Genomic DNA, 19,967 nt, shown 5'->3' with positions numbered 1-19,967 from the left:
TTGGATTGAAACGGATAATGAAATTATGAGTCTGAAACCTTGGCGCGAGATTGCGCGCCCGCATCGCGATGTACTGGAAGGCACCTTTAAACAGTCGGAATTTGCGGCAGATATTACTCAAGTCGCTAATGGCTCTGCACCAGCAGAATATCAGGATGCTGAGCAGTTTTTTGCGCGCACCTTTATCACGGAAGGGATGCGCTTGTTATTGGGGTCGGTCGCCGAGCGGCTGGCAGGCAAGGGCGGCGACCCAGTGATCCAACTGCAAACGGCTTTTGGTGGCGGTAAAACTCACACCATGCTTGCGGTCTATCACTTAGCCTCACGCACAGTGACCACGGATCGCTTGCAGGGTATTCCGCCGATTTTGGATGCGGCAGGGATTCATGACTTACCTGGTGCCCGAGTGGCGGTGATCGATGGGATTAACTTGTCGGTGAGCCAAGCACGCGCGCACGGTGTGATCCATGCCAATACTCTGTGGGGCGAGTTAGCCTGGCAACTTTTGGGCGATGAAGGCTATGAGCTAGTGGCGGACAGTGACCGCGACGGCACATCGCCGGGCAAAGAGCAGTTAGTCAAATTGCTGACCAAGGCGGCACCCTGTGTGGTGTTGATGGATGAGCTGGTGGCTTTTTTGCGCCAGTTGGAAGTGGGCAAGCAGTTTAATGCCGGAACCTTCGACTCCAATATCACCTTTATTCAGGCGCTGACTGAAGCGATGAAGTCGGTACCCAATGCCATGTTGTTGGCTTCTTTGCCTGAGTCGGCCTTGGAAGTGGGTGGCACTATGGGGCAGAAGGCGCTGGATTCGCTGGAGAAATATTTTGCTCGGATTGAGTCGGTATGGAAGCCGGTAGCCACTGAAGAGGCCTTTGAGATTGTGCGCCGTCGTTTGTTTGAGTCGGCTGGTGATGCCGCTCAGGTGCAGGGTATTGCGCAGCAGTATGCTGATTTCTATCGCCAGCATGCGCAGGAGTTTCCGAACGAAACACAATCCAGCCACTATTACGACCGACTGTGCAAGTCATACCCGATCCACCCGGAGGTATTTGACCGACTTTATGAGGATTGGTCTACGCTGGACAAGTTTCAGCGCACCCGTGGTGTGTTGCAATATATGGCGATAGTGATCCATCGCTTGTGGGTGGCGGATAACCGCGATGCGCTGATCATGCCGGGGTCGTTGCCCCTTGATGACAGTAATGTGCGTGGCAAGAGCATTCATTATCTACCACAGGGTTGGGAACCGGTCATCGAAAAAGAGGTGGATGGCTCGCGCTCTGAAGCGGCAGATATCGATAATCAAGATACCCGTTTTGGTCAATTCCACGCCGCACGGAGGGTGATGCGTACCCTATTTTTGGGTAGTGCTCCCAGTACAGGCGATCAGATGCATCGAGGCCTGCTGGCTGAGCGGATTATGCTGGGCGCCTGCTCGCCCGGGCAAACAGTGGCCACCTTTAAGGATGCGTTGGTTCGGCTGCGAGATCGTCTGACCTACCTTTATGGCGATAAAGATCGTTTTTGGCTGGATACTAAGCCTAATCTGCGTCGGGAAATGGAAACCCGTAAGAGTAAAGTCAGTGAGCGTGAAGAGTTGACGCCGCTGCTTAAGAAGTCAGTTACTGCGTGTTTTGGCTCCCAGCACTGTTTTGCCGGGATACACGTTTTCACACCTTCCAGCGATGTGCTTGATGAATACGGCAATGGACCGCGTTTGGTGGTACTGGAGCCGTCGGCATTTTCTGCTTATAGCCGTAGTAGCAGTACTAACCAGGCATTCAAAGCAGCTGAGGTGATCTTGTTTAAACGTGGTGAGCAACCACGTGTGAAACAAAATCGGCTGTTCTTTCTCGCTGCCGATTATGACAGCCTGAATCGTTTGAAAGATCAGGGGAGAACGTATCTGGCCTGGCACTCTATCGTTACCGATATTGAAAACGGAGTGTTGAATCAGGATCTGGCGCATTTGACCCAAGCCAAGGGGAATCGCGATACGGCGAAGAAGCAGTTTGATAGCTTGGTCCGCGACACTTATAAGTGGCTACTGGCGCCGCTGCAGGAGCCCGGTCAGCAGCTAGAGTGGGAGGTGTCGCAAATCTCTTCCAGCGCACCTAAACTAATACAGGAAATTGAAAGTAAACTAGCTGAAGAGGAGTGGTTAATCAAGGAGTGGTCACCGGTTCATCTGCGCAATTTGTTGGAAAAATACTATTTTACCAATGGGGTAGAGTTAGTCAGTGCAGTGAAGGTCTGGCAGGATGCCTGTCAGTACCTCTATATGCCTCGTTTAGTTAATGACCAAATATTGCGTCGAACTGTAGAAGAGGCTGTCAAGAGTACCGATTTCTTCGCTTTTGCGTCCGGTCTGCGTGACGATCGCTTTGAAGGATTTGCTTTTGGCAAATCATCCACCATGTTTTTGGATGAGAACAGCGTTCTGATTAGCCGGGATGCTGCGCTGCGCTATCAAGCCAAGCTGGAGCAAGAAGCTCGTGAGAAGAGTGAAGAAGAGCGTGAGAAGATTGATCCGGATAAAGATGGACGCGATGGGACCGATAAGGACGAATCAAGTGATGGCAAGGACTCGGACACAGGTTCTGGAACTGGTCAAGTGATTATAACAGAGAGCCAGAAAACACGGTTTTATGGTTCAGTACGACTTGATGCCATCAGAGCCAAAATGGATTTTGCTAATATCATGGACGAGGTGGTGCAAAATTTTGCCAGCCAATACGGTGTTGAGGTAGAGATCTCCATTGAGATTAATGCACGCACTGAGAAAGGGTTTGATGCAAATTTACAGCGAGCTATTAAAGAAAACTGCAGTATGCTGAAGTTTGGTAATGCTGAATTTGAAGAGTAAAACGCAAAAAATGAAGGCCGGATTTTCCGGCCTTTTTTACACCCAATGCTGGGGAATGGTGAGTTCGAAAGATTGTGCGGCATAGCGCAGCATGCTCAAAATTTCGCTGTGTCTGGCTTTGTCAATGACATGCCCGGCCTTTCGCTGCTCCAGCATCTTCTGCAGCTCCGGTAAGTTGAACATGCCAAGACGATGGAAATTACCCCAGGTAGGTTGACCAAACAGGTTGTAGATTACCACAGTGCTATCTCGTTCACTGGCCAAGCGTTTTTCACCGAGGAGCTTGGTTAGTGCTTCTTCGGCTTCATCTTTGTCATCATAGGTGTTTAGCAGTTTCATAGTCGGATGTTCTGGCAGAATTTAAGCTGCAGATTCTAGCAAAAATGTTGACTTAACCACAGCGAGAGTGATTAACCCAATCCCCCTCTCCGCAAGCGACATTATTCCTTCTGCGGCAACTAACCTGCCCCCCCTTAATAACACACTCCGAGATGCGATCGGTCTGTCGTGTTTGACGCTTGGAACTACACCCGCTATGAGTTAACATCCCAATTACCACTATCAACCACAGCGGCTTTTTCAAGGGACATAACAGGGCATTTCTTACAGGAAAAAGAGACAGATTTAATTGCCTAACAAGCTGTATTGTAAGGAATTTAGTGAGTTGGTGCCGAAGGCCGGACTCGAACCGGCACGTATTTCTACGGTTGATTTTGAATCAACTGCGTCTACCGATTTCGCCACTTCGGCACTGAAGGGGATGCGGAAACGTTGTGGATTATACCTGTCGCGCGCCGCCATGCAAGCGACGACGCGCGAAACCCGCGCTAAGTGCCCAAAAAACCAGCGCCCTTCGTCACTCCAGCTCAGACACCGCCAGCCGAATCACCCCTGCCGCCTTCTGCTCCGGCAGCGCCAGCACCTTCGCCCACATCTCCTGCACCATATCGCAGGAGAGCTTCTCTTTGCCCGCCGCCTTCTCCGGCATCTGCAGCAGCTGGATGTCCTCGCCGTACTTATCGGCAAGCGCCTTCATAATCGGCCGCACATCCTCGACAGCCGCCTCGCGCTCGGCCGGCGTCACGGTGTGGCGGTTTTTGCCGTAGGCCGCGCGCATCATGTCGGCGTCGGCCTGCATGCGCCGCGCCATCAGGTCTTTATCCAGCATGCGCATCGGGTTCACGCCGCCCTTCACCATCGGGTAGAGGAAGCGGAAGCAGGCGTCGTCACTCACCTTCTGGATGGCGGCGGTCTGCTCCATGTTGATGGTCATGTAGTTCACCACGTTGGCGTCCGGGGCGTTTTGCAGGCGCGACATCTGCAGATGCAGGATCTGCGGCTGGATGGTGTCGATAATCTGCTGCTCCGGCTCGCCCGCTTTTTGCAGGGCGGCCATCTGGTAGAGGATGCGCTGATGCAGCGCAGGCTCCTGCTCCTTAATCACCTGCCAGGCGGGCATCGCGTTAAGGGCAGCATCCATCTGCTGTTCCGGCGCGCGCTGCCTGTCGAAGAACACCCAGAACGCCACGGCGGCGGCCGCGACGACGACAATCACAATACGGGTCCACGTTTTATTCATCTCGCATCCTTATCCTTGCGTTATGCCGGTTTACACCGGCACGCCGCTGTGGAAGCGAAACTCGTTGTCCGGTGTCGAGATAAGTGTGGCTTCAATTTCGCCAAAATGCTGTATGCGCGGTGAGATATCGTTGTCGCTCACCTGCTGGGCCAGCGTCAGGTAGTCCTGATAGTGGCGCGCTTCCGAGCGCAGCAGCGAGAGATAAAACTTCTGCAGGTCGTCCTCGAGGAACGGGGCCAGCGCGGCGAAGCGTTCGCAGGAGCGGGCTTCGATGTAGGCGCCGCAGATGAGTTTGTCGATCAGCGTCAGCGGTTCGTGGGTGCGCACTTCTTTAAGCATCCCTTTGGCGTAGCGGCTGGCGGTGATTTTGACGTACGGAATGTCGCGGGCCAGCATCGCCTCGCGCACCTGCCAGAAGTGGTGGAGTTCCTCTTTAATCAGCAGCACCATGCTGTCGATGAGCGCCTGGCCCCACGGGTCGTCGGTTTTGGGCATCACGCTTTTGCCAATCTGCCTGTGCAGGGCGATGAAGTCCGGCTCCGGGCCGTCGCGGAAGGTGAACTGTTCGTAGGGCTTGAGCCAGTCGAGCAGCGCGTCGGCACCGCTTTCGTCGGCGACGTATTTACGCACGAGTAATAGCGCGGTCTGGGCGGCCTTGAGCTCGCACACCATGTGGTCGGTGAGCAGCAGCGGCAGGTTTGCCGGGTTGCGGGCTTTATCAATCCATGCTTGCGGGGTCGGGCACTGAAGGAAGTTGAGTACGGGGGCGAGTATCTGCGGGTAATCCATGGTTCTGCCTTGAAAAAGCGGTGGCGTGCGCCACCGCCTGAAACGCTTAGTGACGCACGCCGTCGTCGTCTTCGTCGACGTAATCTTCGTCGTCGCCTTCTTCGCCGTCTTCACCGTTCGGATCTTCGAAGTAGGTTCCCCAGCCGTCGTACTCCACCTCAAACTTCTCGGCCAGGTTCATCAGCTGTTCTACCTGCGCGTCGATAAGCTCCGCCTTCAGCGCGCCTTCGCTCAGGATGTCGCAGCAGATAACGGTGTCGCCCTCTTCCACTTCCAGCTCTTCCGGCTCGGTCACTTCGTAACCCAGCTTGAAGGCTTCCACCGCCATTTTTTCCAGCGCGTCGAAATCATCCGCAGAGAAATGGTGCTCGATGGTGTACAGCGCGTCCGGATCGCTACCGTCTTCCAGCAGCTCTTCAATAATCAGACGCGTCTCTTCGCGTTGCTCTTCCAGGTGTTCCGGGTTTGCCATGGCTCAATCCTCTTTAAAGTGCGGCAGATACTTCTATTTTCACACACGGACGGGTTTGCCTCCACCTTTGTAAGAAAGAATTGTGAAACGGGGTTGCAAATGAATAATTACACATATAAAGTGAATTTTAATTCAATAAGTGGCGTTCGCCAGGCGAGGATAAAATGTCCGATTTGTACAAGAAACACTTTCTGAAATTGCTCGACTTTACCCCTGCACAGTTCACTTCTCTGCTGACTCTTGCCGCACAGCTCAAAGCCGATAAAAAAAAGGGCAAGGAAGTACAAAAGCTTACTGGTAAAAACATCGCGCTCATCTTCGAAAAAGACTCGACCCGTACACGATGCTCTTTCGAAGTTGCCGCATTTGACCAGGGCGCACACGTCACCTATTTAGGGCCGAGCGGCAGCCAGATTGGGCATAAAGAGTCAATTAAGGACACCGCACGGGTGCTCGGGCGGATGTACGACGGCATTCAGTATCGCGGCCACGGCCAGGACGTGGTCGAAACGCTGGCACAATATGCGGGCGTGCCGGTGTGGAACGGCCTGACCAACGAGTTCCACCCGACGCAGCTGCTGGCGGACCTGCTGACCATGCAGGAGCACCTGCCGGGCAAAGCGTTTAACGAGATGACGCTGGTCTACGCGGGCGACGCGCGCAACAACATGGGCAACTCGATGCTGGAAGCGGCGGCGCTGACCGGGCTGGATCTGCGTCTGGTGGCCCCGAAAGCCTGCTGGCCGGAAGAGAGCCTGGTAGCGGAGTGCAGCGCGCTGTCAGAGAAGCACGGCGGCAAAATCACCCTGACGGAAGACGTGGCGGCCGGCGTGAAGGGCGCGGACTTTATCTATACCGACGTGTGGGTGTCGATGGGCGAAGCCAAAGAGAAGTGGGCGGAGCGGATTGCGCTGCTGCGCGGGTATCAGGTGAACGCGCAGATGATGGCGCTGACCGGCAACCCGAACGTCAAGTTCCTGCACTGTCTGCCGGCGTTCCATGACGACCAGACCACGCTCGGCAAGCAGATGGCGAAGGAGTTCGATCTGCACGGCGGGATGGAGGTGACGGACGAGGTGTTTGAGTCGGCGGCGAGCATCGTGTTCGACCAGGCAGAAAACCGGATGCATACGATTAAGGCGGTGATGGTGGCGACGCTTGGGGAGTGATCCTCTCTCCCACATTTTTATTCGGTGCGCTCTTCTTGCCGGGTGACGCTGCGCTTACCCGGCCTACAAAACCCGTAGGCCCGTGCAAGCGAAGCGCCGCCGGGCAAATCAGGCCTGCTCAATTGATTTTTCACCCCAAAAAAGGTACGTTTTCGCCTTAATTCCAGCGTGGACATGCCAGCATTATGCCGATTATTCAGTCTGTTGAACGTGCGTTGCAGATCCTCGACCTCTTCAACGAGCAGGCCACCGAGCTTAAGATCACCGACATCAGCAAACTGATGGGGCTGAGCAAAAGTACCCTCCATTCGCTGCTGAAAACCCTGCAGCTTCACGGCTATATCGATCAGAACCCAGAGAACGGTAAATATCGCCTCGGCATGAAGCTGGTCGAGCGCGGCCATTTCGTCGTGGGCTCAATGGATATTCGTCAGAAGGCAAAAGGCTGGCTGACGGATCTTTCCCGGCGGACCGGGCAGACCACCCATCTGGGGATCCTGGACGGGCGTGAAGGGGTCTATATCGAGAAGATTGAAGGCAAGCTGGCCGCCATCGCCTATTCGCGCATTGGCCGTCGCCTGCCGGTTCATGCCACCGCCATCGGCAAGGTGTTGATTGCCTGGCTGGGCGAGGCCGAGCTGAACGCCCTGCTGGAGGGCTATCAGTACACTACCTTTACCCCTTCCACTCTTGCCACCCGCGAAGCGTTGGTGGATGCGCTGAAAAAAACCCGCGAACAAGGCTACGCCCTGGACAGCGAAGAGAACGAGCAGGGCGTGCGCTGCGTGGCGGTGCCGGTGTGGAACCATGAGTCACGCGTGATTGCCGCCCTGAGCCTGTCGACGCTGACCTCGCGCGTGGACGACGCCGAGCTGGCTAATTTCCGCGAGCAGCTTCAGCAGGCCGGGCTCCAGCTCTCACGCGCGCTGGGCTACCCGGCCTGAGCCGCTACAGCGGCTCGTAGGTAAAGTAGTCGAAGTCCGCGTGGCAGCCGTCACCGCTAATGTCCTCGCAGTGCAGCCCCACAAATGCGCCGGTGAAGAAGCCGCGCCCGCCGATGTAGTCGTCCGATAGTTTCCACGCCTCATAGGTTACCGGCACGGTGTGCCACGTCTCGCCGTCGAACGAGTAGCTGTAGCGATAGACCAGCGTATCCACATCGACGCGCAGCCAGACGCTCTGCGCACTCTCCGGCACCGGAATCGGCTGCTCGTGCAGCGGCCATGACGGCACGTTGTGGTCGAGCTGGATCACCTTTATGGTTCTCCCCTGCCCCTCCTCGTAGTCCACAAAGCAGTAGCTCCAGTTTTTGCTGTTGTAGTAGCAGGTCAGCCCCGCGCTCTGCTGGAAGTGGACCGGCGAGAACTGCATCCGCGTCTCCGCCCGGAAGGTGAAGTGCTGCCAGCGGCGCGCCACGGTCGACTGGGTGAAGGTCGAGTTAAGCGAGTCGTTGCCGTAGAGCCGTAAATAGCCGGGGCGCGCGGTGAGCGAGCCGAGGGTGTCGTCGAACGGAATGCGCAGGGTTTGCAGCTCCGGGTCAAGCGAACTGGCGTCAAAATCGTCCCGCCAGCTGTGCTGAACGGCAGCGGGCTGCTCGGCAATCTGCGGACCTTTCACGGTCAGCTGCGCGTGCTTACCACCTTCGACATACGGCCAGCCGTCGCGCCATTCAATGCGGGCGATGCCGGTCTCGCGCCCCAGCGGGCAGTAGCCGCGCCCGCCGGAGGCCAGCAGCGGCACGCCGGGCAGGCGCAGCGGGCGGCTGGTGAGGTAGGCCATATACCATTCCCCCGTGTGGGTCTGCAGCAGCGAACCGTGGCCGCTCTTCTGCAGCGGGTTCTCCGGCAGGTGCCAGCTGGTCATCATCGTCACGTCCGGGTGCAGCTCGTACGGCCCGTCGATCGTTTTTGAACGCAGCACCACGACGGCGTGTTCGTAGCTGGTGCCGCCTTCGGCAACCATCAGGTAGTACCATCCTGCGTGGCGATACAGGTGCGCGCCTTCGGTGTAGCAGAGCGGCGTGCCGGTAAACAGCGTCTTACGCTCCGGCGAGAGGGTGCCGGTCTGCGGATCGAACGCCTGCATCACGATGGTGTTGTGCGGGTTGCTGTGGTGGCGCGGCCCCCACGGGCGGTAAAGGTAATATTTGCGGCCATCGTCGTCGTGGAACAGGGACGGGTCGAACCCGCCGTTGCCCATCGGGATCGGCTCGCTCCACGGCCCCTCAATGGACGGCGCGGTGACGAGGAAATTGCGGCCGTTTTTCCACGGCGAGTCGACAATCTTCACGTCGGTGTAGAGCAGCCAGAATTTGCCGTCGGCATAGCTCAGGCACGGCGCCCAGATGCCGCCGGAGTCCGGGTTGCCCTTCATGTCCAGCATCGACACGCGGTCCAGCGGGGTGCTGACCAGCGACCAGTTTTTCAGGTCGCGGGAGTGGTAGATGCGCACGCCCGGGAACCACTCGAAGGTCGAGGTGGCGATGTAGTAGTCCTCGCCCTGGCGGCAGAGGGACGGGTCCGGGTTGAAGCCGGTGAGTATCGGGTTCGTGATTTCCATAGTGCCTCCGGTTAATGGGATGCGGCTGTCGCGGCGTCGGGAACGGCTTCACCCTGGGCCGTGCGGTGCTTTATCAGCTGCTGGCTGATGGCCTCCACGCGGGCGTCGGTGAGTTTGTAGAACGACAGCATGATGAACATGCCCGCGTAGAGCACTACCGGCACCACGCAGAACAGAATTTTGATGGTGGTCAGCACCTCAACCGGCTGCACGCTGCTGCTGGCGGAGTAGTTCACGTACGCGAGGATCCAGCCCACTACCGCCCCGCCAATCGCCAGGCCAATCTTCAGGCTGAACAGGTAGGTGGAGAACACCAGCCCGTCGAGGCGGCGCCCGCTGCGGCTCTCCTCGTAATCCACCACGTCAGAGGCCATGAGCCACTGGAGCGGCGTGGTGGTGTTAAAGACGAACAGGAACAGAATGTTGAGGGCGAAAATCAGGGCGATATGCTCCGCCGGGGTGACGAAAATCAGCAGGCTGATCAACGAGTAGGCGACGATGATCCACCTGAAGGCGGTGACGCGGTCAAAGCGGCCCAGCATGCGGGAGGAGCAGAGCGAGCCGAACATGGTGGCGAGGCTGCCATAGAGTAAAAACTGGGTCGCCAGCTCCGGGTGATCCATCACGTATTTGACGAAGTAGAGGGTCGCCCCGCCGCGCACAACGTTGGAACAGGTCGCCATCAACTTAAAGGCACACATAATGCGCCACTGGCCGTTGCCTAACAGCAGCCTGAGATCTTTTGCCACCGACGAGCCCGGCTGCACCTCAAAGGTGTAACGCTCTTTGGTGGTAAAGAAGCAGACGTAGAGCAGCACCACGCCGCTCAGCCCCAGCACGCACATGGCGCCGAAATAGCCCACCTGCTCGTCCCCTTTGCCGATGATGCTCACCAGCGGCAGGGCAATGCCGCTGATGGCGAGCGAACCCGCCGCCGCCAGGAAGAAACGCCAGGATTGCAGGGCGTGACGCTCTTTCGGGTCAGCGGTGATGACGCCCGGCATGGCGCAGTACGGCACGTTAACGAAGGTGTAGACCAGGGTCAGGAGAATGTAGGTCACGCAGGCGTAGATGATTTTGCCCTGCGCCGAGAAGTCCGGCGTGTAGAAGGTCAGTACGCAGACGATGCCAAACGGGATCGCGCCCCACAGCAGGAACGGGCGGAACTGGCCGTGCCGCGTGCGGGTGCGGTCAACCAGCAGCCCCATCAGCGGGTCGGTGACGGCGTCGAGCACGCGGGAGACCAAAAACAGCGTGCCCATAATGCCCGCCGACAGGCCGAAGACGTCGGTATAGAAATAGGCCAGCAGAAACATCGTGGCCTGCCAGACGAAGCCGCAGGCGGTGTCACCCAGCCCATAGCCAATTTTGTCTTTCATGGTTAATTGCGTCATCAGAATTACACCCTTATGTCGTGTGCTGAATAACAACATCGTGTTAATGGAGTGTAATGAGCTGTTCAATTAACCAGCAATGGTCATATCTTATTTCTGAATTATGTTATTTTGCTTTTGTGACGCCAGCGATATATCGCAACTGATTGTTTAAATTAATAAATTACAGAAACGCGAAAGCCGTCCGCGGAATATTTTCCGCAGACGTTTTTTCCTGGAAATAATTAAATGCCGAGCGCTTTTTTACCGGCGTTAATTACCTCAATAATTTTATCGGTGTCATAAATACAGCCTTTCCAGGTGCCGCCGCTCACCGACTGCAATGCTGCCCATAGCCGCGTATCGTCTGGCAAAAAGTCGTGGGCGTGCAGGTCCGGATGCGTCTGCCGCCGTGCCAGCTCGCGCGCGCCCTCTTCCGGCGTCAGCGGGGTGTCCGCCGTGCCGATAAAGTTCACGCTGCCCGTCAGGGTCATACGATCCACGGCAATCTCAATGATGTCGTTATCGCGCAATTTGCCGATCGGCCCGCCCGCCAGCGCCTCCGGCGACACGTGCCCGAAGCATGCGCCCGTCGACACGCCCGAGAAGCGCGCATCGGTAATCAGCGATACCGTTTTGCCCCACGAAATATGCTTCAGCGCGGAGGTGAGCTGGTAGGTCTCTTCCATGCCGGTGCCGGACGGCCCGCCGCCGATAACCACCATGATATCGCCCTGCTGAATCTCTTCCCGCTTGATGGCCTTAATCGCCTGCGCTTCTGAGACAAACACCCGCGCCCGGCCGGTGTGGCGGTAAACGCCATCGTCACCGACCACCGACGGGTCGATCGCCGTGGCCTTGATCACCGATCCTTCCGGCGCAATGTTGCCCGTCGGGAAGCAGACCGTTGAGGTCAGCCCTTTCGCTTTGGCCTTCTCGGGCGGCAGGATCACGTCATCCGGATCGACGCCGTCCTGCTCGCGCAGGCACTGACGGAAGCGCGCCCGACGTTCCGAGGCCTGCCACCAGTCGAGGTTCTCGCCCACCGTCTGGCCGGTCACGGTCATGGCATCCAGATGCAGCAGGCCGAGATCGCGCAGGTGGAGCATCACCTCCGGCACGCCGCCTGCCAGGAACGCGCGCACGGTCGGATGGTAGTCCGGGCCGTTGGGCAGGACGCTCACCAGGCGCGGAACTTTACGGTTGATGCGCGTCCAGTGCGCGACGTCAGGAAGGGTGCAGCCCGCCGCGTGGGCGATGGCCGGTATGTGCAGCAGTAAATTGGTGGAACCGCCGAACGCCGCGTGGAGCACCATGGCGTTTTCGATGGCCTTATCGGTGAGGATATCGCGCGTGGTGATGCCGCGGTTATCCAGCTCGCTCACCGCCCGCGCCGACTGGCGGGCGATCTCCAGCCACACCGCCTGCCCGGACGGTGCCAGCGCGGAGTGCGGCAGTGCCAGACCCAGCGCTTCCGCAACCACCTGAGAGGTGCCCGCCGTGCCGAGAAACTGACACCCGCCGCCCGGCGACGCGCAGGCGCGACAGCCCAGCTCGGCGGCCTCCTGCAACGACAGCTCGTGGTTGGCAAAGCGCGCGCCAATGGTCTGCACCTTGCCCGCATCTTCACCCACGGTCGGCGGCAGCGTCGCGCCGCCCGGCACCAGAATGGTCGGCAGATCGTGCATGGCGGCCAGCGCGATCATGGTCGCAGGCAGCCCTTTATCGCAGGTTGCCACGCCGATCACCGCCCGGCGCGTCGGCAGGGAGCGGATCAGACGACGAAACACGATCGCCGCGTCGTTGCGGTACGGCAGGGAGTCGAACATGCCGTGCGTGCCCTGAGAGCGCCCGTCGCACGGGTCGCTGACGAAGGCCGCGAACGGGATCCCACCGTTGCGGGTGATCTCCTTCGCTGCCGCCTGCATCTGCATGCCAATTTCCCAGTGCCCGGTGTGGTAGCCCAGCGCAACCGGGCGTCCGTCCCCGGCGCGGATGCCGCCCTGGGTACCGATGATCAGCACCTCTTTGCCGGTCAGCCTGTTGGCGTCCCAGCCCATCCCGGCGTTTTGCGTCATGCCGAACAGGTTGCCGCTGGGGGATTCCATCAGCATCTGCGGGGTCAGCGGCAGCGCGCCCTGCGGCCCCGCCGCGTGGGTGATCACCGCGTAAAACGCATCGTCCTGTGGGGTGAAAATTTTCTCGATGGTCATGGTTATCTTCCGGCTCAGCAGAGCTTGAGCTGTTGCAGCAGGGATTTCAGCTGCGCCTTGCGCGGCTCGTCCAGCGGTGAAGCGGGCGGCAGCACGTGCGTGGAGATCGGGCGACCGCAAAGTACAATCGCCTCTTTAATGACGTTCACGAACGGCGTATCCAGCTGATACAGCTGCGGGATTTGCAGCAAGGTCTGATGATACTCAGCCGCTTTCGCCACGTCCTTATCGCGCCAGGCTTTCAGAAGATTTACCGACACCTGCGGCGCAAAGTTGCCGCTCGCCGAGATCGCCCCGTCGCCGCCGAGCAGCAGGGTATTGAACAGATGATCGTCGTAACCACACAGCACGGTGAAGTGTGGGTGGGCCGCTTTGACGGTGTGGATCATGCTGCGCAGATGGGCGACGGAGTCGATGGTGTCTTTAATGCCTACGATGTTGCTGCGCGAGTCGGCGAGGGTTTTCACCAGCGCTGGCGTGAGATCCTGCCCGGTCAGCGCCGGGAAGTTATAGAGCATCACCGGCAGCGTGACGCTGTCGGCCACCTGTTCGAAATAGCGAATCAGGTTCGCTTCCGAGACTTTCCAGTAGTAGGGGTTGATGACCACGATGCCGTCCGCGCCCGCCTGCTGCGCGTGCTGGCTCAGTTCAATGGTTTCCCGGGCGTTGGTGCCGCCGGTGCCGATCAGAACCGGCACGCGACGATCGACATGTTCGATAGCAAAGCGGGCAATGGTTTTACGCTCTTCGGCGTTGAGCTGGGAGAATTCGCCGCCGCTGCCGAGGAAGAACAGGCCATCAACGCCTGCGGCGATCAGATCGTCGATCAGCGCGGCGGTGCCCTGCTTATCGAGCTGGCCATCGGCGGTAAAAATGGTGGAGACAGGGGGAATGATTCCCGTAAACAACACAGGCTGCGGCATGAGATCTCCTTGCTGAATCACTTTGTTCTACATTATAGAACAGCGTTCAATAATTTAACGATCATACTATGACGCAGAAAAAGCGCAGGTAAATGGGAGATGAGGAGGGAGTGCGGGAAATTTAAGCTGGATCACAGATTGTCCCCCTCACCCCGACCCTCTCCCCAAAGGGGCGAGGGAGAAAAGACGGCTCGGTGCAGTCCCCTCTCCCCTGTGGGGAGAGGGTTAGGGTGAGGGGTAAAGGGTTATTCAATCAGCATTTTCACCACGACTTTTCGCACCCTGGCAGGCGCCCCCGCCGCGCACAGCGGCTTATGGACTTCGCCAGGCCAGAACACCACAAAATCCCCTTCGCTCAGCACCACGGTTTTCTCCTGCTCGCCTTCCGGCAGGAACGCGATGTCTTTGTCCGCCAGCCAGTCGGTATCCGGCGTACCGTGCGGCAGGGTGCTGAAGGTCATCCCTTCCTGACCCTTCATCACGATCTGGATGTCCAGATAGCGCGCATGAAACTCTGCGCGGCGTTCAGCAAACGGCTGAGTCATGTCTTCCGAGACCAGATAAAACAGAGTGTTGCCATCGATATCATGCTTGCCGGGCGGCGTTGCGTCGGTGACGTGGCGCTTTATATAGTCAATGGCCTGGCGCAGCTCGTCAGGCAGCCAGGGCTGGAGATGGTGGATGTTGCCGATGATCATGAGAAAACCCTCAATGTAAAACAACGTTTCATTTTTGTCTTTTATACGAGAGTTCGCGCTGCCATACCAGTCCTTTTTCTGTGACCTTTGCGCGAGCGCATGTTTATCGGGAAAGGTGTTAATTCACTGTTAATCACACACAGGCAATTATGCAGCGGTTATGCATAACCTCATTTCGCGCGCGCGATAGCGCCAACATAACCTCCTGAATCGAAAGCGTAAATCACAAAACCTGCTGCCGTATCACATTTTATCACTTTAATAATTTCCTTTATAAACTCATAATTATTTATGGATTTTCCTTAAGTCAAAAATAGTTAACTGCCATTATTGCATAGCTATTCCCGCCACCAAATTTTAACTTTTAAAATCAATGATATAACTAATTATTTCGAAACATTAAATTCTACAAAATAATAACAAATACAAATATTGCCACCGAATGCTGCTTAGCTATTCACGTGCCAATAATATGAAATTAATCATTATCTGATGCGAATCATGCAAATGAAAACAAACACCTTAATATCCATTTTCGCGTGAACTGCATCACAATAATGATTATTTAACCGCCTAATATGAACCTCGAAATCAATTGAGCTTAGCCGCCATGAAATTAAACACATCACATGGCGCATGCCCTTTTTATTCTGAAAAACAGTTAAAGGAATAATTATGGAAAAGCATTACGTCGGTTCTGAAATTGGTCAATTGCGTAGCGTTATGCTGCACCGCCCAAATTTAAGTCTGAAACGTTTAACGCCATCGAATTGTCAGGAACTGCTTTTCGATGATGTGCTCTCGGTTGAACGGGCGGGCGAAGAGCATGATATCTTCGCAAACACGCTGCGCGAGCAGGGTGTGGAAGTCCTGCTGTTAACCGACCTCCTGACACAAACGCTTGATATTACTGAAGCGAAAGCCTGGCTGCTGGAGACGCAAATCTCGGACTATCGCCTCGGGCCTACCTTTGCGGGCGACGTGCGCGGCTGGCTGGCGGACATGCCGCACCGTGAACTGGCGCGCAGATTAAGCGGCGGATTAACCTACGGCGAAATTCCGGCGGCCATCAAAAATATGGTGGTAGATACCCACACGGCCAATGACTTTATTATGAAGCCGCTGCCGAACCATTTATTTACCCGCGACACTTCCTGCTGGATTTATAACGGCGTGTCCATTAACCCGATGGCTAAACCCGCCCGTCAGCGTGAAACTAATAACCTTCGGGCAATATATCGCTGGCATCCGGCATTTGCCGACGGCGATTTTATAAAGTATTTCGGCGACGAAAATATTAATTACGATCATGCCACCCTGGAAGGCGGCGACGTATTAGTGATTGGTCGCGGGGCGGTATTGATCGGCATGTCTGAACGCACGACGCCGCAGGGCGTGGAGTTCCTCGCCAACAGCCTGTTCAAACACCGCCAGGCCGAGCGCGTGATCGCCGTTGAGCTGCCAAAACACCGCTCCTGCATGCACCTCGACACCGTGATGACCCACATCGACGTGGACACTTTCTCCGTCTACCCGGAAGTGGTGCGCAAAGACGCCCAGTGCTGGACGCTCACCCCGGACGGGCGCGGCGGCCTGCAACGTACCCAGGAAACCGACCTGCTGCACGCCATCGAGAAAGCGCTCGGCATTAACCAGGTGCGCCTGATCACCACCGGCGGCGACGCCTTTGAAGCCGAACGCGAACAGTGGAATGACGCCAACAACGTTCTGACCATCCGTCCCGGCGTGGTGATTGGCTACGAACGCAACGTCTGGACTAACGAGAAGTACGACAAAGCCGGCATCACCGTGCTGCCCATCCCGGGCGATGAGCTGGGACGCGGCCGCGGCGGCGCACGCTGCATGAGCTGCCCACTGGAACGCGACGGAATTTAAAGGAGCCATCATGGAACGAAAACCCACTCTGGTTGTGGCCCTTGGCGGCAACGCGCTGCTGAAGCGCGGCGAGCCGCTGGAAGCAGAGATCCAGCGCCAGAACATTGAGCAGGCCGCCCGCACCATCGCTGGGCTCACGGCGCAGTGGCGCGTGGTGCTGGTCCACGGCAACGGTCCACAGGTCGGGCTGCTGGCGCTGCAGAACAGCGCCTACGACAAAGTGACCCCTTACCCACTGGACGTTCTTGGTGCCGAAAGCCAGGGGATGATCGGCTACATGCTCCAGCAGGCGCTGAAAAACAGCCTGCCGCAGCGTGAGGTGAGCGTCCTGCTTACGCAAGTGGAAGTGGACGCCGCCGACCCGGCGTTCAGCAACCCGACCAAATACATCGGCCCGGTGTACAGCGAAGCCCAGGCAAAAACGCTGGCCGCGGAAAAAGGCTGGGTGTTTAAGGCCGACGGCAGCTACTTCCGTCGCGTGGTGCCGTCACCGCAGCCGAAACGCATCGTCGAGAGCGACGCCATCACGGCGCTGATCCAGCGCGACCACCTGGTGATCTGCAACGGCGGCGGCGGCGTGCCGGTGGTGGAAAACGCCAACGGCTATCACGGCATTGAGGCGGTGATCGATAAAGACCTCTCCGCCGCCCTGCTGGCGCGCCAGATTGAGGCCGACGCCCTGCTGATCCTCACCGATGCCGACGCGGTGTACCTCGACTGGGGAAAACCGACCCAGCGCCCGCTGGCGCAGGTGACGCCAGAACTGCTCAGAGGCATGCAGTTTGACGCCGGATCGATGGGGCCGAAAGTGGCCGCCTGCCGCGAGTTTGTTGAAGCCTGCAACGGCATTGCCGGGATCGGCGCGCTGGCCGATGGGGCAGAGATTCTGGCGGGCGAGAAAGGCACGTTGATTCGTAACTGAACATACATTTAAAAAGGATTTCCCATATGACCATCAACCTGAAAAACCGCAACTTTCTGAAACTGCTGGACTACACCCCGGCGGAGATCCAGTACCTGATCGACCTCGCCATCGAGCTGAAAGCGGCCAAAAAAGCCGGACGCGAAAAGCAAACCCTGGTCGGCAAAAACATCGCCCTGATCTTTGAAAAAACCTCCACCCGCACCCGCTGCGCCTTCGAAGTGGGCGCGTTTGACCAGGGTGCGCAGGTGACCTACCTCGGCCCAAGCGGGTCGCAGATCGGCCATAAAGAGTCGATGAAAGACACCGCCCGCGTGTTGGGGCGTATGTATGACGGTATCGAATACCGCGGCTACGGCCAGGCGATTGTTGAAGAGCTGGGTGAATACGCGGGTGTACCGGTGTGGAACGGCCTGACCGACGAATTCCATCCGACGCAGATCCTCGCCGATCTGATGACCATGCTGGAGCACGCCCCGGGCAAAACCCTGCCGGAGCTGAGCTTTGCTTATCTCGGCGACGCACGCAACAACATGGGCAACTCCCTGATGGTCGGCGCGGCCAAAATGGGGATGGACATCCGCCTGGTGGCACCGAAATCCTTCTGGCCGGAAGCGGGTCTGGTTGAGCAGTGCCGTGCCATCGCGAAAGAAACGGGCGCGCGCATCACCCTGACCGACAACGTGGAAGAAGGCGTGCGCGGGACGGATTTCCTCTACACCGACGTGTGGGTCTCCATGGGCGAGCCGAAAGAGGCGTGGGCCGAACGCGTCAGCCTGATGAAGCCGTATCAAATCAACGCGGACGTCATGAAAGCCACCGGCAACCCGAACGTCAAGTTCATGCACTGCCTGCCGGCGTTCCACAACGAGCACACCAAAGTGGGCCGCGAAATCGAAATGGCCTATGGCCTGAAAGGGCTGGAGGTGACGGAAGAGGTCTTCGAATCCCCGAACTCTATCGTCTTTGATGAAGCAGAAAACCGCATGCATACCATTAAAGCGGTCATGGTGGCGACACTCGGCGACTAATCACCGCCCGGCGCGCCGCGGGGTGCGCCGGGTTTCAGGAGAACATCATGGGCAAGTTCAAATTTCCCTCCGCATACACCATTCTCTTTTTTCTGATTGCCGTCGTTGCCGTCCTGACGTGGATTGTTCCGGCCGGGCAGTATCACATGGCCATGAACGAGGCGCTTGGCAAGGACGTGCCGATTGCCGGAACCTATGCGCACGTAGCGGCCCATCCGCAGGGGCTGGTTTCCGTGCTGATGGCCCCGATTGCCGGGTTGTACGATCCCGAGTCCGGCCAGGCCGGGGCGATCGACGTTGCGCTGTTTATACTGATCATCGGGGGATTCCTTGGGATCGTCACCAAAACCGGGGCCATTGACGCCGGGATCGAACGCGTCACCACCCGGTTGCGCGGTCGCGAAGAGTGGATGATCCCGATCCTGATGGCGCTGTTTGCCGCAGGCGGCACCATTTACGGCATGGCCGAAGAGTCCCTGCCGTTCTATACCCTGCTGGTTCCGGTGATGCTGGCCGCCCGTTTCGACCCGGTGGTAGCCGCCTCCACCGTGCTGCTCGGCGCCGGGATCGGCACGCTTGGCTCCACCATTAACCCGTTCGCGACGGTGATCGCCGCCAACGCCGCCGGGATCCCCTTCACCAACGGTATCGCCCTGCGCGTCGCGCTGCTGGTCATTGGGTGGATCATCTGCGTGGCGTGGGTGATGCGCTATGCCCGTAAAGTGCGCAAGGATCCCTCTCTCTCCATCGTTGCGGACAAACAGGAGGAGAACCTCGCCCACTTCCTCGGCAACAAGGGCGAACAGTCGCTGGAATTCACCCCGGTGCGCAAAATCATCCTGGTGATTTTCGCCCTTGCCTTCGCGGTCATGATCTACGGCGTGGCGGTGCTCGGCTGGTGGATGGCGGAGATCTCAGCGGTGTTTCTCGCCAGTGCAATAATCGTCGGCCTGATCGCCCGCATGAGCGAGGAGGAACTGACCTCAACCTTTATCAACGGCGCGCGAGATTTGCTGGGCGTCGCGCTGATTATCGGTATCGCGCGCGGTATCGTAGTGATCATGGATAAGGGCATGATTACCCACACCATTTTGCACAGCGCCGAGGGAATGGTTACCGGCTTATCGACGGTAGCGTTCATCAACGTGATGTACTGGCTGGAGGTGGTGCTGTCGTTTCTTGTGCCTTCTTCGTCCGGCCTGGCCGTTCTGACGATGCCGATCATGGCGCCTCTTGCCGATTTCGCTAACGTCAACCGCGACCTGGTGGTTACGGCTTACCAGTCGGCGTCCGGTATCGTTAACCTGATCACTCCCACCTCTGCCGTCGTAATGGGCGGGCTGGCTATCGCCCGCGTGCCTTACGTGCGCTATCTGAAATGGGTCGCGCCGCTGCTGGGGATTTTAACGGTGGTGATTATGGTGGCGTTAAGTCTGGGGGCGTTGTTGTAATTTGCCGGATGGCGCTGCGCTTA

General features: G+C 57.7%; 17 protein-coding genes and 1 tRNA gene. 8 read left to right on the top strand and 10 right to left on the bottom strand.

The features are described 5' to 3' along the window. Nucleotides 1-25: 25 nt before the first annotated feature. The gene (locus tag L3068_RS02450) at nucleotides 26-2,869 is read left to right on the top strand and encodes an ATP-binding protein (protein WP_048997346.1); all 2,844 of its coding nucleotides are present in this window, start codon (nucleotides 26-28) and stop codon (nucleotides 2,867-2,869) included. A 36-nt stretch (nucleotides 2,870-2,905) separates the two neighbouring features. Here L3068_RS02450 and L3068_RS02445 read toward each other — a convergent pair whose 3' ends face one another. From L3068_RS02445 to rraB, 5 genes are all read right to left on the bottom strand, one after another. Continuing rightward, entirely contained in the window at nucleotides 2,906-3,208 is a 303-nt protein-coding gene (locus L3068_RS02445) for a hypothetical protein (protein WP_048997341.1), read from the bottom strand. Nucleotides 3,209-3,534: 326 nt separating this feature from the next. Further along, nucleotides 3,535-3,619, bottom strand: a tRNA-Leu gene (locus tag L3068_RS02440). A 106-nt stretch (nucleotides 3,620-3,725) separates the two neighbouring features. Continuing rightward, entirely contained in the window at nucleotides 3,726-4,448 is a 723-nt protein-coding gene (locus tag L3068_RS02435) for a hypothetical protein (protein ID WP_058690289.1), read from the bottom strand. Between the two features lie 30 nt (nucleotides 4,449-4,478). After that, a complete protein-coding gene (miaE, locus tag L3068_RS02430) occupies nucleotides 4,479-5,237 on the bottom strand; it encodes a tRNA isopentenyl-2-thiomethyl-A-37 hydroxylase MiaE (RefSeq protein WP_058690290.1) in 759 nt (252 codons plus the stop codon). Nucleotides 5,238-5,283: 46 nt separating this feature from the next. Continuing rightward, a complete protein-coding gene (gene rraB, locus L3068_RS02425; protein ID WP_014882320.1) occupies nucleotides 5,284-5,709 on the bottom strand; it encodes a ribonuclease E inhibitor RraB in 426 nt (141 codons plus the stop codon). Between the two features lie 99 nt (nucleotides 5,710-5,808). Here rraB and argL point away from each other — a divergent pair, with 99 nt between their 5' ends. The 3 genes from argL to xynR all read left to right on the top strand — a co-directional run bounded on the left by argL (nucleotide 5,809) and on the right by xynR (nucleotide 7,822). Next, entirely contained in the window at nucleotides 5,809-5,904 is a 96-nt protein-coding gene (gene argL / locus L3068_RS02420) for a putative translational regulatory protein ArgL (protein ID WP_213014371.1), read from the top strand. After that, complete coding sequence (gene argF, locus L3068_RS02415) at nucleotides 5,874-6,878, top strand: ornithine carbamoyltransferase (RefSeq protein ID WP_058690291.1); 1,005 nt, start codon at nucleotides 5,874-5,876, stop codon at nucleotides 6,876-6,878. Before argL ends, argF (L3068_RS02415) begins: the two co-directional genes overlap by 31 nt. A 185-nt stretch (nucleotides 6,879-7,063) precedes the next feature. Continuing rightward, the gene (xynR, locus tag L3068_RS02410) at nucleotides 7,064-7,822 is read left to right on the top strand and encodes a DNA-binding transcriptional repressor XynR (protein ID WP_014882318.1); all 759 of its coding nucleotides are present in this window, start codon (nucleotides 7,064-7,066) and stop codon (nucleotides 7,820-7,822) included. A 4-nt stretch (nucleotides 7,823-7,826) separates the two neighbouring features. Here the strand turns inward: xynR and L3068_RS02405 are convergent, their stop codons facing one another. The 5 genes from L3068_RS02405 to L3068_RS02385 form a co-directional block, all read right to left on the bottom strand. Then, a complete protein-coding gene (locus L3068_RS02405; RefSeq protein WP_117581644.1) occupies nucleotides 7,827-9,437 on the bottom strand; it encodes a glycoside hydrolase family 43 protein in 1,611 nt (536 codons plus the stop codon). Between the two features lie 11 nt (nucleotides 9,438-9,448). After that, nucleotides 9,449-10,831 (bottom strand): MFS transporter, encoded by a 1,383-nt coding sequence (locus L3068_RS02400; RefSeq protein ID WP_117581642.1) that lies wholly within the window; start codon nucleotides 10,829-10,831, stop codon nucleotides 9,449-9,451. Between the two features lie 224 nt (nucleotides 10,832-11,055). After that, nucleotides 11,056-13,023 carry a xylonate dehydratase YagF gene (yagF, locus tag L3068_RS02395; RefSeq protein WP_014882315.1) on the bottom strand — a complete coding sequence of 656 codons (1,968 nt, stop codon included), beginning with the start codon at nucleotides 13,021-13,023 and terminating at the stop codon, nucleotides 11,056-11,058. Between the two features lie 14 nt (nucleotides 13,024-13,037). Then, nucleotides 13,038-13,946, bottom strand: coding sequence for a 2-keto-3-deoxygluconate aldolase (gene yagE, locus L3068_RS02390; RefSeq protein WP_117581640.1), 909 nt, complete (start codon nucleotides 13,944-13,946; stop codon nucleotides 13,038-13,040). A gap of 245 nt (nucleotides 13,947-14,191) precedes the next feature. Further along, the gene (locus L3068_RS02385) at nucleotides 14,192-14,644 is read right to left on the bottom strand and encodes a YhcH/YjgK/YiaL family protein (protein ID WP_117581638.1); all 453 of its coding nucleotides are present in this window, start codon (nucleotides 14,642-14,644) and stop codon (nucleotides 14,192-14,194) included. Between the two features lie 675 nt (nucleotides 14,645-15,319). Here L3068_RS02385 and arcA point away from each other — a divergent pair. From arcA to L3068_RS02365, 4 genes are read left to right on the top strand one after another with little or no spacing between them, the layout of a single operon-like run. After that, entirely contained in the window at nucleotides 15,320-16,540 is a 1,221-nt protein-coding gene (gene arcA / locus L3068_RS02380) for an arginine deiminase (RefSeq protein WP_014882312.1), read from the top strand. A gap of 10 nt (nucleotides 16,541-16,550) precedes the next feature. Then, complete coding sequence (gene arcC / locus L3068_RS02375; protein WP_032637623.1) at nucleotides 16,551-17,462, top strand: carbamate kinase; 912 nt, start codon at nucleotides 16,551-16,553, stop codon at nucleotides 17,460-17,462. A 26-nt stretch (nucleotides 17,463-17,488) separates the two neighbouring features. After that, a complete protein-coding gene (gene argF / locus L3068_RS02370; RefSeq protein ID WP_059373014.1) occupies nucleotides 17,489-18,493 on the top strand; it encodes an ornithine carbamoyltransferase in 1,005 nt (334 codons plus the stop codon). 47 nt (nucleotides 18,494-18,540) lie between these two features. Continuing rightward, a complete protein-coding gene (locus L3068_RS02365; RefSeq protein ID WP_117581636.1) occupies nucleotides 18,541-19,944 on the top strand; it encodes a YfcC family protein in 1,404 nt (467 codons plus the stop codon). Nucleotides 19,945-19,967: the final 23 nt, after the last annotated feature.

It is taken from the genome of Enterobacter cloacae complex sp. ECL414 (assembly GCF_021869685.1).
Lineage (GTDB): Bacteria > Pseudomonadota > Gammaproteobacteria > Enterobacterales > Enterobacteriaceae > Enterobacter > Enterobacter kobei.
Note: the sequence above shows the minus strand (reverse complement) of the source record. Positions and strands in the feature narration are given on the sequence as shown.

Coding starts and splice junctions, on each gene's coding strand:
- L3068_RS02385 (WP_117581638.1), bottom strand. CDS start 14,644: ATGATCATCGGCAACATCCACCATCTCCAGCCCTGGCTGCCTGACGAG.
- xynR (WP_014882318.1), top strand. CDS start 7,064: ATGCCGATTATTCAGTCTGTTGAACGTGCGTTGCAGATCCTCGACCTC.
- argF (WP_058690291.1), top strand. CDS start 5,874: ATGTCCGATTTGTACAAGAAACACTTTCTGAAATTGCTCGACTTTACC.
- arcA (WP_014882312.1), top strand. CDS start 15,320: ATGGAAAAGCATTACGTCGGTTCTGAAATTGGTCAATTGCGTAGCGTT.
- L3068_RS02365 (WP_117581636.1), top strand. CDS start 18,541: ATGGGCAAGTTCAAATTTCCCTCCGCATACACCATTCTCTTTTTTCTG.
- L3068_RS02405 (WP_117581644.1), bottom strand. CDS start 9,437: ATGGAAATCACGAACCCGATACTCACCGGCTTCAACCCGGACCCGTCC.
- L3068_RS02450 (WP_048997346.1), top strand. CDS start 26: ATGAGTCTGAAACCTTGGCGCGAGATTGCGCGCCCGCATCGCGATGTA.
- argL (WP_213014371.1), top strand. CDS start 5,809: ATGAATAATTACACATATAAAGTGAATTTTAATTCAATAAGTGGCGTT.
- arcC (WP_032637623.1), top strand. CDS start 16,551: ATGGAACGAAAACCCACTCTGGTTGTGGCCCTTGGCGGCAACGCGCTG.
- yagE (WP_117581640.1), bottom strand. CDS start 13,946: ATGCCGCAGCCTGTGTTGTTTACGGGAATCATTCCCCCTGTCTCCACC.
- miaE (WP_058690290.1), bottom strand. CDS start 5,237: ATGGATTACCCGCAGATACTCGCCCCCGTACTCAACTTCCTTCAGTGC.
- L3068_RS02445 (WP_048997341.1), bottom strand. CDS start 3,208: ATGAAACTGCTAAACACCTATGATGACAAAGATGAAGCCGAAGAAGCA.
- yagF (WP_014882315.1), bottom strand. CDS start 13,023: ATGACCATCGAGAAAATTTTCACCCCACAGGACGATGCGTTTTACGCG.
- L3068_RS02435 (WP_058690289.1), bottom strand. CDS start 4,448: ATGAATAAAACGTGGACCCGTATTGTGATTGTCGTCGTCGCGGCCGCC.
- argF (WP_059373014.1), top strand. CDS start 17,489: ATGACCATCAACCTGAAAAACCGCAACTTTCTGAAACTGCTGGACTAC.
- L3068_RS02400 (WP_117581642.1), bottom strand. CDS start 10,831: ATGACGCAATTAACCATGAAAGACAAAATTGGCTATGGGCTGGGTGAC.
- rraB (WP_014882320.1), bottom strand. CDS start 5,709: ATGGCAAACCCGGAACACCTGGAAGAGCAACGCGAAGAGACGCGTCTG.